This window comes from Stenotrophomonas sp. STEN056 (assembly GCF_056759635.1).
Genome location: NZ_JBRRDL010000016.1, coordinates 1 through 13,458 on the forward strand (window position 1 = coordinate 1; position 13,458 = coordinate 13,458).

Genomic DNA, 13,458 nt, shown 5'->3' on the forward strand with positions numbered 1-13,458 from the left:
GGGGGGGGGGGGGGGGGGGGGGGGGGGGGGGGGGGGGGGGGGGGGGGGGGGGGGGGGGGGGGGGGGGGGGGGGGGGGGGGGGGGGGGGGGGGGGGGGGGGGGGGGGGGGGCATAATTGGGGGGGTTGGGGGGGGGGGGGGCCGGGCCACCCCACCCACCCCCGGATCCGACGCCATCGACGAGGTAAGGGCGGCGGATGCGGGAATCAGACCGGCGGGGCGAGTGGAAGTTCCCTGTGCTGCATTGCGGTATCCAGAGCCCTGCGGCCGGCGCCGGGCGGGGGAAATCCCTTGAAATTGCGGCAACTTGCATAGTCAAAAGGGATGCCCGATGCCGGTTGTCTCACAAAATGTCTCACTGTTATACTTTCGCGGCTCGACGAGGCGCCTTTGCGCGATTCGGTTCCCACTTCCACCTTGCAGGACACTCTAGACGTGCTGAACTCCGTTGACGCGGGTCGGCGACTGATGTTGCGCGCCGCGGTCTATCCGCTGGCAGCAGTGGTTGTCCTGGCCCTGGCCTTCCTGTTTGTGGGGCCAAGGCATGCACTCGGTGCTTTGGTATCGGGTGTGGCGGTGGTGGCGGGAACGGCGCTGGCCGCGTGGGTGGGGCTCGGTGGCGGTGTTCAGGCTGCTGGTTCAGCAATGATCCGCCTGTTCGCGGGGTTCGCGCTGAAGATCGTGTTGATTGTTGTCGTACTGGGAATGGCGTTTTTCTGGTGGCAGCTTCCTCCTTTGGCCCTGCTGGCGGCAATTCCAGTGGCGTTGATGTTCCAGGTTCTGGCTCTGGCCAGGCGTTGATTCACTTATAAAAAGGGTTCCGGACACATGGCGGGCGAGGCTCTAACCCCTACCAGCTACATCCAGCATCACCTGCAGAATCTGACTGCTCCGGTCGGTAACGGTGAGGGTATGTTCTGGCATATCCACGTCGACACCATCATCACCTCGGTGCTGATGGGCCTGCTGATGGTTTTTGCCTTCTGGATGGCAACCCGCAAGGCCACGGCCGGCGTGCCTGGCAAGTGGCAGGCCTTCGTCGAAATCTGCCTGGAGTTCGTTGACCGCCAGGCCAAGGACACCTATCACGGCAAGAGCAAGCTGGTGACGCCGATCGCGATCACCATCTTCTTCTGGATCCTCTTGATGAACCTGCTCAAGATGATCCCGGCCGACTTCATCTCCAAGCCGCTGGAATGGGCAGGCGTCCACTACTGGAAGCCGGTGCCGACCGCCGACGTCAATGCCACCTTGGGCATGTCGATCAGCGTGTTCTTCCTGATGATCCTGTTCTCGCTCAAGTCCAAGGGCGTGCTGGGCTTCATCAAGGAATTCCTGACGGCCCCGTTCGGCAAGTGGATGATGCCGTTCAACCTGATCCTCAACATCGTCGAATGGCTGAGCAAGCCTGTCTCTCTGGCGATGCGACTGTTCGGCAACATGTTCGGCGGCGAAATCGTTTTCCTGCTGATCTGGGTGCTGGGTGGTGCCGGTTTCTTCGGCGCCATTGCCGGTGGCACATTCGGCCTGGGCTGGATGCTGTTCCATCTGCTGGTGATCCCGCTGCAGGCGTTCATCTTCATGATGCTGTCGATCGTGTACTTGAGCCTGTCGGAAGACAGTCACTGAGTTACAAGCTTCAACCAGTTTCAACCTTCATCCGTTTCATCACCCTTTAGCTACTTAAAGTTCCAGGAGATAACCATGTACTTCGCCGTCCTGACCAACCTCGCCCAAGTTCAGAGCTCCACCGCCCTCGCCGTCGGCATCATGATCGGCCTGGCCGCGCTGGGTGCCGGTCTCGGTCTGGCCATCATGGCCGGTAAGTTCCTGGAGTCGGCCGCTCGCCAGCCGGAACTGATTCCGGTCCTGCAGGTCCGCATGTTCATCACCGCCGGCCTGATCGACGCCGCGTTCATCATCTCGGTCGCCGTCGGCCTGCTGCTGGCCTTCGCCAACCCGCTGGCCGCTACCCTGCTGGCCGAAGCCGCCAAGCTGGCCGGCTGATCCAGCTGCAGTGAGGCGGCCGGGTGCCCTCGGGCATCCGGCTTCGGATGAAGGTTCGGTTGCGCCGCCACGGCGGCGCAACCACCCCCGCCCCCAGCGACTGAGCTAACCCATGAATATCAATTTCACCCTCATTGCACAGGCCCTGGCCTTTGCCGCGCTGATCTGGATCATCGCGACCAAGATCTGGCCGCCGTTGATGAAGGCCATCGAAGAGCGTCAGCAGAAGATCGCTGAAGGCCTGGCCGCTGCCGACCGCAGCCAGAAAGATCTGGCCCAGGCCGAAGTGAAGGTCAACGAGGCGCTGAAGGAAGCCCGCGGCAAGGCCAACGAGATCATCGATCAGGCCCATGCCCGTGCCAACCAGATCGTTGAAGCCGCCAAGAACGAAGCCATCGCCGAAGCCAACCGTCAGAAGGACCTGGCCCAGGCTGAAATCGACGCTGCCGCAAACCGTGCCCGTGAAGATCTGCGCAAGCAGGTGTCCGCGCTGGCCGTGACCGGCGCCGAGAAGCTGCTCAAGCGCGAAATCGATGCCAACGCCCACAAGGCGCTGCTCGACGAGCTGGCCGCGGAGATCTGATCGATGAGCCAGGCCCTCACGCTTGCCCGCCCGTATGCCCGCGCCGCTTTCGCGATTGCGCGCGAGGAAGGCAAGTTCGCGCCGTGGTCGGACGCGCTTGCGTTCTCCGCCCGCGTTGCCGCCGATCCGCGCGTGTCGGCCCTGCTGTCCAATCCTCAGCTGAGCCGCGGTGATGCCCTGGCTCTGCTGACTCCGGAGGCGGCAGGCGAGACCTACAGCCGTTTCCTGGGGCTGCTGGCCGAGTCGCACCGTCTGCAGCAGTTGCCGGAAATTTCCGGGCTGTTCGACCAGCTGCGCGCCGAAGCTGAAAACGTGGTCAAGGCCACGGTGACTTCGGCCGCTGACCTGTCGGCGGACGAGCTGGAAAAGATCAAGGCTGCGCTGCGCAAGCGCTTCGGCCGCGACGTCGAGGTATCGACCGCGGTGGACGCTTCGCTGATCGGCGGCGCCGTGATCGATGCCGGCGATGTGGTGATCGATGGCTCGCTCAAGGGCAAGCTGTCACGCCTGCAGACAGCGCTCGCATACTGAATTCAATTTAACGTCCGGCTTGATTGCCGGCACTAGGACTTGACGATGGCTACCACGCTCAACCCCTCCGAAATCAGCGAACTGATCAAGAACCGCATCGAGAAGGTCGCCCTGTCCGCGGAATCGCGCAACGAAGGCACCGTGACCTCGGTGTCCGACGGTATCGTGCGCATCTACGGCCTGGCTGACGTGATGCAGGGCGAAATGATCGAACTGCCGAACAACACCTACGCACTGGCACTGAACCTGGAGCGTGATTCGGTCGGCGCCGTGGTGCTGGGTGACTACGAGCACCTGCGCGAAGGCGACGTGGCCAAGACCACCGGCCGCATCCTGGAAGTGCCGGTGGGTCCGGAAATGCTCGGCCGCGTCGTGAACGCGCTGGGTGAGCCGATCGACGGCAAGGGCCCGCTGGGCACCAGCCTGACCGCTCCGGTGGAGCGCGTTGCGCCGGGCGTGATCTGGCGCAAGTCCGTCGACCAGCCGGTGCAGACCGGCTACAAGTCGGTCGACTCGATGATCCCGATCGGCCGTGGCCAGCGCGAGCTGATCATCGGTGACCGCCAGACCGGCAAGACCGCCATGGCCATCGACGCGGTGATCAACCAGAAGGGCACCGGCATCAAGTGCGTGTACGTGGCGATCGGCCAGAAGGCTTCGACCGTTGCCAACATCGTGCGCAAGCTGGAAGAGAACGGCGCACTGGCCCACACCGTGGTCGTGGCCGCCACCGCTTCCGAGTCGGCCGCGATGCAGTACATCAGCGCCTACTCCGGCTGCACCATGGGTGAGTACTTCATGGACCGCGGCGAAGACGCCCTGATCGTGTACGACGATCTGTCCAAGCAGGCTGTTGCCTACCGCCAGATCTCGCTGCTGCTCAAGCGCCCGCCGGGCCGCGAAGCCTACCCGGGTGACGTGTTCTACCTGCACTCCCGCCTGCTCGAGCGCGCAGCTCGCGTGTCGGAAGAGTATGTCGAGAAGTTCACCAACGGTGCCGTCACCGGCAAGACCGGCTCGCTGACCGCGCTGCCGATCATCGAAACGCAGGCCGGCGACGTGTCCGCGTTCGTTCCGACCAACGTGATCTCGATCACCGACGGCCAGATCTTCCTGGAAACCGACCTGTTCAACGCCGGTATCCGTCCGGCCGTCAACGCCGGTATCTCGGTGTCGCGCGTGGGTGGTTCGGCCCAGACCAAGATCATCAAGAAGCTGTCCGGCGGCATCCGTATCTCGCTGGCCCAGTACCGCGAGCTGGCTGCGTTCGCGCAGTTCGCCTCCGACCTGGACGAAGCCACCCGCAAGCAGCTTGAGCGCGGCCAGCGCGTCACCGAGCTGATGAAGCAGAAGCAGTACCTGCCGATGTCCATCGCCGACCAGGCGCTGTCGATCTACGCCGTCAACGAGGGTTACCTCGACGACGTGCCGGTCAACAAGCTGCTGGGCTTCGAAGCGGGCCTGCATGCGCACTTCGCCAATACCGCAGGTGAGCTGGTCTCCAAGATCAACGCCACCGGCGCCTGGAACGACGAGATCGAAGCCGCTTTCAAGAAGGGCATCTCCGAGTTCAAGAGCACTGGTACCTGGTAAGTAGTTCCGGGAATAGAGAAAGGGGAGGCGGGAATCGTAAAGCGGAAGGCGTGGTCTTCCCGATTCCCCACTCCCCATTCCCATAAGCGAGCAGAGCGAGCGTAAAGATGGCAAGCGGACGCGAAATCAAAACCAAGATCAAGAGCGTGCAGAACACCCGCAAGGTGACGCGCGCGCTCGAAATGGTCTCGGCCTCCAAGATCCGCAAGGCGCAGGATCGGATGAAGACCTCGCGTCCGTACGCGCAGGCGATGAAGCAGGTGATCGGTCACCTGGCCCAGGCCAGCACCGATTTCCAGCACCCGTTCCTGGTTGAGCGCGAAAACGTCAAGCGCGTGGGCTACATCGTGATCTCTTCCGATCGCGGTCTGGCCGGCGGCCTGAACAACAACCTGTTCCGCAAGGCCGTGGCCGAAATGCGCGGCTGGCAGGAGAAGGGCGCCGAGATCGACATGGTGACCGTGGGCCAGAAGGCCAGCGTGTTCTTCCGTCGCGTCAACGTGAACATGGTTGGCAGCGTCACCCACATCGGCGACCAGCCGAAGCTGGAAACGCTGATCGGCGTGATCAAGGTCATGCTCGACGCCTTCACCGAAGGCAAGGTCGACCGCGTGTACCTGGTCTACAACCGCTTCATCAACACGATGACGCAGAAGGCCAGCTTCGACCAGCTGCTGCCGTTGCCGGCCAGCGAGACGCAGGTGGCCTCGCACGATTGGGACTACCTGTACGAACCCGATGCCGCGACCGTGCTGGAGCACGTGATCACGCGTTACATCGAGTCGCTGGTGTACCAGGCCGTGCTGGAGAACGTTGCTTCCGAGCATGCGGCACGCATGGTGGCGATGAAAGCGGCGAGCGACAACGCGAACAAGCTGATCGGAACCCTGCAGCTGGTCTACAACAAGGCCCGCCAGGCAGCGATCACCCAGGAAATCTCCGAAATCGTCGGCGGCGCGGCAGCAGTCTGACCGCGTTCGTTCAAAGCACACATTTAGAGGATGCAGCAATGAGTCAGGGCAAGATCGTTCAGATCATCGGCGCGGTCGTCGACATCGAGTTTCCGCGCAGCGACGTGCCGAAGGTGTACGACGCACTGAAGGTGGAAAACACCGATATCACGCTGGAAGTCCAGCAGCAGCTGGGTGACGGTATCGTCCGCGCGATTGCGCTGGGCTCCACCGACGGCCTGAAGCGTGGCTTGGTGGCCAACAACACCGGCCGCGGCATTTCCGTGCCGGTCGGTGCAGGCACCCTGGGCCGCATCATGGACGTGCTGGGCCGCCCGATCGACGAAGCCGGCCCGGTTGCCGCTTCGGACACCTGGGAAATCCACCGCGCTGCGCCGTCGTACGAAGACCAGTCTTCCTCCACCGAGCTGCTGGAAACCGGCATCAAGGTGATCGACCTGATGTGCCCGTTCGCCAAGGGCGGCAAGGTTGGCCTGTTCGGCGGCGCCGGCGTCGGCAAGACCGTCAACATGATGGAGCTGATCAACAACATCGCCAAGGCGCACAGCGGCCTGTCCGTGTTCGCCGGCGTGGGTGAGCGTACCCGTGAGGGCAACGACTTCTACCACGAGATGAAAGACTCCAACGTCCTGGACAAGGTGGCGATGGTGTACGGCCAGATGAACGAGCCGCCGGGCAACCGTCTGCGCGTCGCCCTGACCGGCCTGACCATGGCCGAGTACTTCCGTGACGAGAAGGACGCCAGCGGCAAGGGCAAGGACGTGCTGCTGTTCGTGGACAACATCTACCGCTACACCCTGGCCGGTACCGAAGTGTCGGCACTGCTGGGCCGTATGCCGTCGGCCGTGGGTTACCAGCCGACCCTGGCCGAGGAAATGGGCGTCCTGCAGGAGCGCATCACCTCGACCAAGACCGGCTCGATCACCTCGATCCAGGCCGTGTACGTGCCCGCCGATGACTTGACCGACCCGTCGCCGGCCACTACGTTCGCCCACTTGGATTCGACCGTGACCCTGTCGCGTTCGATCGCCTCGCTGGGTATCTACCCGGCCGTGGATCCGCTGGACTCGACCTCGCGCCAGATGGACCCGCAGGTCATCGGCACCGAGCATTACGAAACCGCCCAGCGCGTCCAGCAGACCCTGCAGAAGTACAAGGAACTGAAGGACATCATCGCCATCCTGGGCATGGACGAACTGTCCGAAGAAGACAAGCAGGCCGTGACCCGCGCCCGCAAGATCGAGCGCTTCTTCAGCCAGCCGTTCCACGTGGCCGAAGTGTTCACCGGCTCGCCGGGCAAGTACGTGCCGCTGAAGGACACCATCCGTGGCTTCAAGGCCATTGTTGACGGCGAGTACGACCACCTGCCGGAGCAGGCGTTCTACATGGTCGGCAGCATCGAAGAAGCCGTCGAGAAGGCCAAGAAGATGGCCGAGAAGGCTTAAGCCTTCTCGGTATTCCGGAATAGATAATCGTATAGGCGGTGTCTGGGTGATGGGGTTGCGGTGATGCTGGAGGCCTGAGTGCTTTCCCAATCCCGAATCCCCATTCCCGATTCCCGCCTCGCGAAAGCGAGGATCCATGAGCACCATCCGTTGCGACATCGTCAGTGCCGAGCAGCAGATCTTCAGCGGCGAAGCGACCCTGGTCGTGGCCACAGGTGAGCTGGGCGAACTGGGCATCGCGCCCAAGCACGCACCGCTGATCACCCGCCTGAAGCCGGGCAAGGTCGTGGTCACCACCGCCGCGGGCGAGCACCTGGATATCGCCATTTCCGGCGGCATCCTGGAAGTTCAGCCGCAGGTCGTGACCGTGCTGGCCGACACCGCCACCCGCGCCACCGACATCGACGAAGCCGCTGTCCGCAAGGCCAAGGAAGAAGCCGAGCGCGTGCTCGCCAACCGCGGCGAAGCCATGGAGCTGGCCGAAGCACAGCAGCGCCTGGCCGAAGTCACCGCGCAGCTGCAGGCACTGGAGCGTCTGCGTCGCACCCTCAAGCATTGAGGTTGCAAGCAGCGCACGCAAGAACGCCGGCCATGTGCCGGCGTTTTTGTTTGTTGATCAGGTGACTGTGACGAGTCGCCGTTTGCCGGCTGATCATGGATTGCCTGGATCAGCAGCTTATGCTCCTGACGCGCGATGCGCTTGACTTCACTCCTGCCTGTGCCGGCGCGTGACAACGCTCCCTCGAGGCTGGGGTACTCAGCGGTAGATCCAGTGCCGGGAAATGAAGAAGCTGGCTACTGCCAGCGCAGCCTCCACGACAGGCTTGGCCAGCCAGGCGAACTCAAGCCCGGCTTTGTGCCCGACCAGTCCCACTGCCCAGGTACTGACAAGGGTAAGCAGCAACCAGGCGATGATGAAGCGCAACAGGTGGCGGCGACCCAGTGGCGTACTGGTGGAAAAGGTGATTGAGCCGTTGAGCCAGAAGCCCAGCAATGCGCCGACCAGCCGACCGCATACATTGGCGATTTCGAGTGGGACACCGAAATGGCTCAGGGCCACGGTGATCGCCCAGTCCAGGACCCATTGCACGAAACCCATCAGCAGGAACAGCCAGCCCTGGCGTGCAAGCGTCACGGTGCGGCCTCCTGGGGCAATGACCACCATTGAACATCACGGACTGTCCCGCGTTGGCGTGCAGCGCCCAGGCGCAACGCTTCGCGTTGGGCAGGAGTGATGCTATCGGTGTACAGGATCACGTCGCTGACACTTTCCTTGCGCATCAGTGCCAGCCAACGCTGGCCTGAAGGATCTTCGGCAGCACGGGCAGCTGCCTGCACCAGGGACGGTGAGTGCCAGCTGATCGTACGGCCCTGGGTTCCAAGCTCCGCAGAGAACCCATGGGATGGATCCAGGAACAGTACATTGCCCATGGGGCCTCCCGCTTGACGGATTTCAGCAACAAGCATGCGTTCGGGCACGTAGCGCTCGTACAGCGGCATATCCCGCCCGCCGGCCTTGATGGCCTGCTTGATCGCACCGTAGCGCAACGTCCAGTGCGAACTGCTCTGGAAACCCAACTGCAGGACACACAGGCCAATGGCGATCCAGGTCGCCTGTCGCGCATCAACCGTGAATGCGGCGCTGATCAATATGCCGGCCAGCACTGCGAACCCTGGGTAGGCATAGCGCATGTACTGCAGAGGAATCAGCGGAAGCAACAACAAGGCGGTCGCGGCCAGCGCAGCTGCACGGGTGCGCCGGCCCAGTACTGCGAGCAGCCACGGGCCGACCAGCACGAGGAGTACGAAGCTGCCGCCGCCTGGGTAGGCTTCCAGATGACGCTCGGTGTTGAAGCTCATATCCCAAAGCAGTAGCGGCCCGAAGCCGGTGTGCCAGCGATCATCGAAAAAATTGGTGGTTGCGAAATAGGGCGATTGGAACCAGCTGTTGAAGAGCGGCAACACCGGATTGCCCGCCAGCACTTGTGCATGGGCATAGCTGGATCCGGCGACCAGCAGACCGAGGCCCATGACGATGAGGATTCGTGATGGGCTGGGCCATGGGTGGCGGAACAGTGCCCAGATCAGTGGCATGAGGGCCATGGCACCGGCCGTCGTCTTGAGTGCCATCAAGCCGCCACTGAGTACCGCCAGGGCCAACCAGAAGCGCAGGCTGCCGTCGCAGGGGCCTGCAACCAGAGCAAACAACCACACCAGTGCCGCCGCGACGGGAAGCTCAGTCTGCATGCCGCCGGCAAGGGCGGCGGTCAGCGGCTGACTGAGAGCAACCGCCATAGCCAACCAGCGAGCCGCTGGCGGCGCACCCAGTGCCTTGCACAGCTGCCACAAACCCGCAGCAAGGGCCAGCAGCCAGAAAGCGTTCACCGGCCCGCGGGCTTCTGCATGGGCCATCGTCTGGGGGATGGCATGGACAACATCTGACAGCCACGGTGCCAGAGCCCACACTTGGTGCTGGGGCGCAGGGACGTAGAAGCCTTGTTCCTGCAGCTGCCAGGGCAGGCGCAGGTGGTAGGTGAGGTCGTCGTATTGCAGTGTCGGCAACCAGCAGCTCGCCGCAGCCAGGCCCATGACGAGGACGCCGAACAGCGCCAGACCGGGCGAGGCCGAAACGGCTGACTTCCACTCCATGTACAGGCCCGACAGCGGCTGTACCAGCGCCTTCCAGCGCAGGCCACACAGGCTGATGCAGGCCAACAGATAGACCCAGCCAAGGTGAACGGGAAGAGTCAATAGCCAGCCTGCGCCACCTGCAACGACCAGCACGCCGAGCAGCGCTTGCAACATGAGCGGGCTGCGCGGGAGTAGCAGGTTGCCGACGCACAGAGCGGCCAACAGGAACAGCAGTGTCGCCAGCACAGGTAGCGGGCCTGCAAGGAAAAGCAGTAGTACGCCCCACAATGCCGCTGCCCAGGTTGCCTGTGCCCCACGCGAGCGACGTGCGGGCAGCCAGGACAAACCCCAGACCAGTGCACCGAGCAGCAGCAGTTCGCCGAATCGGCTGGGAGACCATTGCTGCCAAGGAAGTGGGGACGTCATGCCGACGATCACGGCTGCTGGGCCCAGCCACAGCAGAGCGCGATTCAGAGGAGTTGAGGCTGCGTCCATTCAGTCCTGGGGCTTAGCGTGCAAGTTCGCCTATGCTATCAGCCACCCTGAGCAGCCAGTCTTGGTAGATGGAAACGCCGATCAACAACGCACTCCACGTAATCATCCTCGCCGCGGGCGCTGGCAAGCGCATGAAGTCGGTGCTGCCGAAGGTGCTGCAGCCCATTGCCGGGCAGCCGATGCTGGCGCATGCGATTGCTGTGGCACGGCAGCTGCGGCCGGCCGGCATCCATGTGGTTTATGGACATGGCGGTGAGGCCGTGCGCGCGGCATTTGCCGACCAGCCGGACCTGAACTGGGCCGAGCAGAAAGAACAACTGGGCACCGGCCATGCGGTGCAGCAGGCCATGCCGGATGTGCCTGATACCGCGCAGGTGCTGGTGCTGTATGGCGACGTGCCGTTGATCCGCGCGCAAACGCTCGCTGCGCTGCTGTCCGGCTCCCCGCGCCTGGCGGTGCTGGTGGCGGAGCTGGACAACCCCAACGGCTACGGGCGCATCGTGCGTGATGCCGAGGGCAAGGTGGCGGCCATCGTCGAGCAGAAGGATGCCGACGATGAACAGAAGCGCATCCGCACGATCAACACCGGCATCATCACCGCCGAATCGACCGCGCTGCGACGCTGGCTGGGCTCGCTGTCCAATGCCAATGCACAGGGCGAGTACTACCTGACCGACGTGTTCGCCTCCGCTGCTGCCGAGTACACCCCGGCCGAGCTGGTGCATGTGGCCGATGCGCAGGAGGCCGAAGGCGCGAACGATCCATGGCAGCTGTCGCAGCTGGAACGCGCCTGGCAGCTGCGTGCGGCCAAGGCACTTTGCGAGCAGGGCGCGCGCTTGCTGGATCCGTCGCGCTTTGATCAGCGCGGCACGGTGAAGGTGGGCCGCGACGTGCAGATTGACGCCAACGTGGTGCTGGAAGGTGACGTCGAGCTGGGCGATGGCGTCCGCATCGGTCCGTTCGTGCGCCTGAAGGACGTCAAGCTGGGCGCCGGCACCGAAGTGCGCGCGCATTGCGATCTGGAGGGCGTGATTGCCGAAGGTGCGGCGCACATCGGTCCGTTCGCACGGTTGCGCCAGGGCACGGTGCTGGCTGACGGCGTGCACGTGGGCAACTTCGTGGAGACCAAGAAGGTCAGCCTGGGCAAGGGCAGCAAGGCCAATCACCTGACTTACCTGGGTGATGCGGTGATCGGCAGCGGCACCAACATTGGCGCCGGCACCATCACCTGCAACTACGATGGCGTGAACAAGTTCCAGACCCTCATTGGCGACAAGGTGTTTGTCGGTTCCAACAGTTCGCTGGTGGCTCCGGTGACGCTGGAAGATGGCGCAACCATTGCCGCAGGGTCGGTGATCACCCGCACCGCGCCGTCCGACAAACTCACCGTGGCGCGCAGCCGACAGCAGACGGTCGATGGCTGGGTCCGGCCCGTCAAGAAGTCCTGAGCCCCGCCTGGCGCGGTGCGAGGAGCTGGCGCTGCTGCCGATGATCGAGCAGCAGGCCGGCGAACGCCTGCGGGGGCACCCGGCATGGGCGGCATTCGCAGCTTGCACAACGGATGTCGCCTTGTTCGAGCAGGGGTTGCGGCAGGCATCGTTATGGGTGACCGAAAGCGACAAGGGGGAGGTCGTTGGCTACCTGCTGGCCGGCACGCTGGATGATGATTTCCACATCCAGCAGATGGACGTGCTGCCGGCGCACGGCGGGAAGGGGCATGGGCGGGCGTTGCTGCGGCATGCGTTGGACCAGGCGGCAAGGCGCGGACATCCTCGTGCGGTGCTGACCACGCTGAGTGATGTTCCGTGGAATGCCGGCTTCTATGCCAGCGAAGGCTTCAGCATATGGCCGCGTGCGTCGTGGAGCGACGGCATGCAGAACGTGATGAACGAAGAGGCCGCCGCAGGGTTTCCGATGGATCTGCGCGTGGCAATGTTGCGGATGTTTTGAAAGGCGGGGCAGCGCAGCAGCGGCAGGTGCTTTCCCGGTAGCCATCCGTCGGGCACGGCCCGGCGTTGCCGGGAGGGCGGGCGTTACGCCAGCCCGTATTCCTTCAGCTTCTTGCGCAGGGTGGCGCGGTGGATGCCCAGCAGTGCGGCGGCGCGGCTCTGGTTGCCCTCGCAGTGGTTGAGCACTTCCACGAACAACGGGATTTCCATCTCGCGCAGGACGATCTCGTAGACATCGTCTGCATCACAGCCGTCCAGGTCACGCAGGTAGCGGCGCACGGACTGTGCGACGTGTTCGCGAAGCGGCGGCTTGGCAGCGCCACGACTGGTGTCAGGACGGGTGGGGGCAGCGTTCAAGGAAGATTCCCGGGATCAGCAATGACGGGCACGGTTGGCCCGACGTGGGGGGAGGAGTCTAGCGCGTGGGCCGGTCGTCTGCCACGCCGCGTTATTGCAGTTACTGAAACTCGAAGCTGAAGGCGACGGTCGCCGCTGCCGGTTCATGCAGCCGGAAAGACACCTGCGCGCTCTGCCCCTGCTCCAGCCGCGCCAGCGGATCGGCGCCAGGCCCCAGGTACTCGGCGGGCTGGAAGGTACGGCGGCCGATCACCCGGCCATCGGCATCGGACAGTGACAGACGCAGCGCCGGCCAGGCCTGCGCCCAGCGTGCTTCGTTGCGGAAACTGGCATGCACCTGCAGCACGCCCGGTTGGCCGGGTACTGGACGGATGTCGCGGCTGAGCATGCTGTAGGCCGAAGGCTCATGCCAGGGCGGCAGTTCGCAGCGCAGCACCGCGCACAGGCCGCTGACCAGCGGCCGGGTGCCGGCATCGGCGGCCAGCCGCGCACGGTCGGCGATCAGGATCTGCACGCCCAGCAACAGCGCCAGGCCGGCTACCAGCGCCCACTGCCAACGCGGCGTGGCCGGCGTAGCGGCGGCTGCACGCGCATTGCGGGTGAAGCTCGGGGCCGGGCCAGGTGTGGCTTCCCCGGTGGGGTCTGCAGCAGCTGTGTTGTCCGCGGCGGGCTCGCCCAAGCCCTCGTTTGCGATGGGATCAACCGCTGCGGGAGCCTCATCACTTGCGGGGACTTCGTGCTCGGTGACAGGCAGCAGTTCAGCGGTCTGCGGCGATGCCGTGTCAGCGGCATTGGTCGCGGCGGCCTTGGCCGGCCCGGGGGCGGGCTTGCCGTGCAGAAAGGTGGCCAGCGAGGGGCGCGAGGGCGTGGTGTCGTCGCTCATGTCAGGCAGTGCCG

Annotated in this window: 15 protein-coding genes; 11 read left to right on the forward strand and 4 right to left on the reverse strand. The window is 64.2% G+C overall.

What is annotated here, in order from left to right:
- Positions 1–434 precede the first annotated feature (434 nt).
- The 9 genes from ACVOLO_RS10070 (at position 435) to ACVOLO_RS10110 (ending at position 7,688) form a co-directional block, all read left to right on the forward strand.
- Positions 435–800, forward strand: a complete 366-nt coding sequence (locus tag ACVOLO_RS10070) for a hypothetical protein (protein ID WP_481570131.1) — start codon at positions 435–437, stop codon at positions 798–800.
- A gap of 27 nt (positions 801–827) precedes the next feature.
- Positions 828–1,628, forward strand: coding sequence for a F0F1 ATP synthase subunit A (atpB, locus tag ACVOLO_RS10075; RefSeq protein WP_481570132.1), 801 nt, complete (start codon positions 828–830; stop codon positions 1,626–1,628).
- Between the two features lie 75 nt (positions 1,629–1,703).
- Positions 1,704–2,006, forward strand: a complete 303-nt coding sequence (atpE, locus tag ACVOLO_RS10080) for a F0F1 ATP synthase subunit C (protein WP_054660225.1) — start codon at positions 1,704–1,706, stop codon at positions 2,004–2,006.
- A 112-nt stretch (positions 2,007–2,118) separates the two neighbouring features.
- A complete protein-coding gene (locus tag ACVOLO_RS10085) occupies positions 2,119–2,589 on the forward strand; it encodes a F0F1 ATP synthase subunit B (protein WP_481570133.1) in 471 nt (156 codons plus the stop codon).
- 3 nt (positions 2,590–2,592) lie between these two features.
- A complete protein-coding gene (locus tag ACVOLO_RS10090; protein WP_481570134.1) occupies positions 2,593–3,120 on the forward strand; it encodes a F0F1 ATP synthase subunit delta in 528 nt (175 codons plus the stop codon).
- Positions 3,121–3,165: 45 nt separating this feature from the next.
- Entirely contained in the window at positions 3,166–4,713 is a 1,548-nt protein-coding gene (gene atpA / locus ACVOLO_RS10095; RefSeq protein ID WP_481570135.1) for a F0F1 ATP synthase subunit alpha, read from the forward strand.
- 107 nt (positions 4,714–4,820) lie between these two features.
- The gene (atpG, locus tag ACVOLO_RS10100) at positions 4,821–5,684 is read left to right on the forward strand and encodes a F0F1 ATP synthase subunit gamma (protein WP_132865770.1); all 864 of its coding nucleotides are present in this window, start codon (positions 4,821–4,823) and stop codon (positions 5,682–5,684) included.
- A gap of 38 nt (positions 5,685–5,722) precedes the next feature.
- Positions 5,723–7,129 (forward strand): F0F1 ATP synthase subunit beta, encoded by a 1,407-nt coding sequence (atpD, locus tag ACVOLO_RS10105; protein WP_481570136.1) that lies wholly within the window; start codon positions 5,723–5,725, stop codon positions 7,127–7,129.
- Between the two features lie 136 nt (positions 7,130–7,265).
- On the forward strand, positions 7,266–7,688 hold the full coding sequence (locus tag ACVOLO_RS10110) for a F0F1 ATP synthase subunit epsilon (RefSeq protein WP_481570137.1): 423 nt from the start codon (positions 7,266–7,268) through the stop codon (positions 7,686–7,688).
- 198 nt (positions 7,689–7,886) lie between these two features.
- Here ACVOLO_RS10110 and ACVOLO_RS10115 read toward each other — a convergent pair whose 3' ends face one another.
- Both ACVOLO_RS10115 and ACVOLO_RS10120 read right to left on the reverse strand, forming a co-directional pair.
- On the reverse strand, positions 7,887–8,264 hold the full coding sequence (locus ACVOLO_RS10115) for a GtrA family protein (RefSeq protein ID WP_481570138.1): 378 nt from the start codon (positions 8,262–8,264) through the stop codon (positions 7,887–7,889).
- On the reverse strand, positions 8,261–10,255 hold the full coding sequence (locus ACVOLO_RS10120) for a hypothetical protein (protein ID WP_481570139.1): 1,995 nt from the start codon (positions 10,253–10,255) through the stop codon (positions 8,261–8,263). Before ACVOLO_RS10120 ends, ACVOLO_RS10115 begins: the two co-directional genes overlap by 4 nt.
- Before the next feature lie 80 nt (positions 10,256–10,335).
- Between ACVOLO_RS10120 and glmU the strand changes: the two genes are divergently transcribed.
- Positions 10,336–11,703 carry a bifunctional UDP-N-acetylglucosamine diphosphorylase/glucosamine-1-phosphate N-acetyltransferase GlmU gene (gene glmU, locus ACVOLO_RS10125; RefSeq protein ID WP_481570215.1) on the forward strand — a complete coding sequence of 456 codons (1,368 nt, stop codon included), beginning with the start codon at positions 10,336–10,338 and terminating at the stop codon, positions 11,701–11,703.
- Positions 11,672–12,205 carry a GNAT family N-acetyltransferase gene (locus ACVOLO_RS10130; protein WP_481570140.1) on the forward strand — a complete coding sequence of 178 codons (534 nt, stop codon included), beginning with the start codon at positions 11,672–11,674 and terminating at the stop codon, positions 12,203–12,205. Before glmU ends, ACVOLO_RS10130 begins: the two co-directional genes overlap by 32 nt.
- 83 nt (positions 12,206–12,288) lie before the next feature.
- On the opposite strand, the gene fis is transcribed toward ACVOLO_RS10130, so the two are convergent.
- Positions 12,289–12,561 (reverse strand): DNA-binding transcriptional regulator Fis, encoded by a 273-nt coding sequence (gene fis / locus ACVOLO_RS10135; protein ID WP_057631483.1) that lies wholly within the window; start codon positions 12,559–12,561, stop codon positions 12,289–12,291.
- A gap of 100 nt (positions 12,562–12,661) precedes the next feature.
- Complete coding sequence (locus ACVOLO_RS10140; RefSeq protein WP_481570141.1) at positions 12,662–13,444, reverse strand: DUF3426 domain-containing protein; 783 nt, start codon at positions 13,442–13,444, stop codon at positions 12,662–12,664.
- Between the last annotated feature and the right edge of the window lie 14 nt (positions 13,445–13,458).

Coding starts and splice junctions, on each gene's coding strand:
- atpD (WP_481570136.1), top strand. CDS start 5,723: ATGAGTCAGGGCAAGATCGTTCAGATCATCGGCGCGGTCGTCGACATC.
- ACVOLO_RS10120 (WP_481570139.1), bottom strand. CDS start 10,255: ATGGACGCAGCCTCAACTCCTCTGAATCGCGCTCTGCTGTGGCTGGGC.
- atpA (WP_481570135.1), top strand. CDS start 3,166: ATGGCTACCACGCTCAACCCCTCCGAAATCAGCGAACTGATCAAGAAC.
- atpG (WP_132865770.1), top strand. CDS start 4,821: ATGGCAAGCGGACGCGAAATCAAAACCAAGATCAAGAGCGTGCAGAAC.
- ACVOLO_RS10085 (WP_481570133.1), top strand. CDS start 2,119: ATGAATATCAATTTCACCCTCATTGCACAGGCCCTGGCCTTTGCCGCG.
- atpE (WP_054660225.1), top strand. CDS start 1,704: ATGTACTTCGCCGTCCTGACCAACCTCGCCCAAGTTCAGAGCTCCACC.
- ACVOLO_RS10130 (WP_481570140.1), top strand. CDS start 11,672: ATGGCTGGGTCCGGCCCGTCAAGAAGTCCTGAGCCCCGCCTGGCGCGG.
- ACVOLO_RS10140 (WP_481570141.1), bottom strand. CDS start 13,444: ATGAGCGACGACACCACGCCCTCGCGCCCCTCGCTGGCCACCTTTCTG.
- atpB (WP_481570132.1), top strand. CDS start 828: ATGGCGGGCGAGGCTCTAACCCCTACCAGCTACATCCAGCATCACCTG.
- ACVOLO_RS10110 (WP_481570137.1), top strand. CDS start 7,266: ATGAGCACCATCCGTTGCGACATCGTCAGTGCCGAGCAGCAGATCTTC.
- ACVOLO_RS10090 (WP_481570134.1), top strand. CDS start 2,593: ATGAGCCAGGCCCTCACGCTTGCCCGCCCGTATGCCCGCGCCGCTTTC.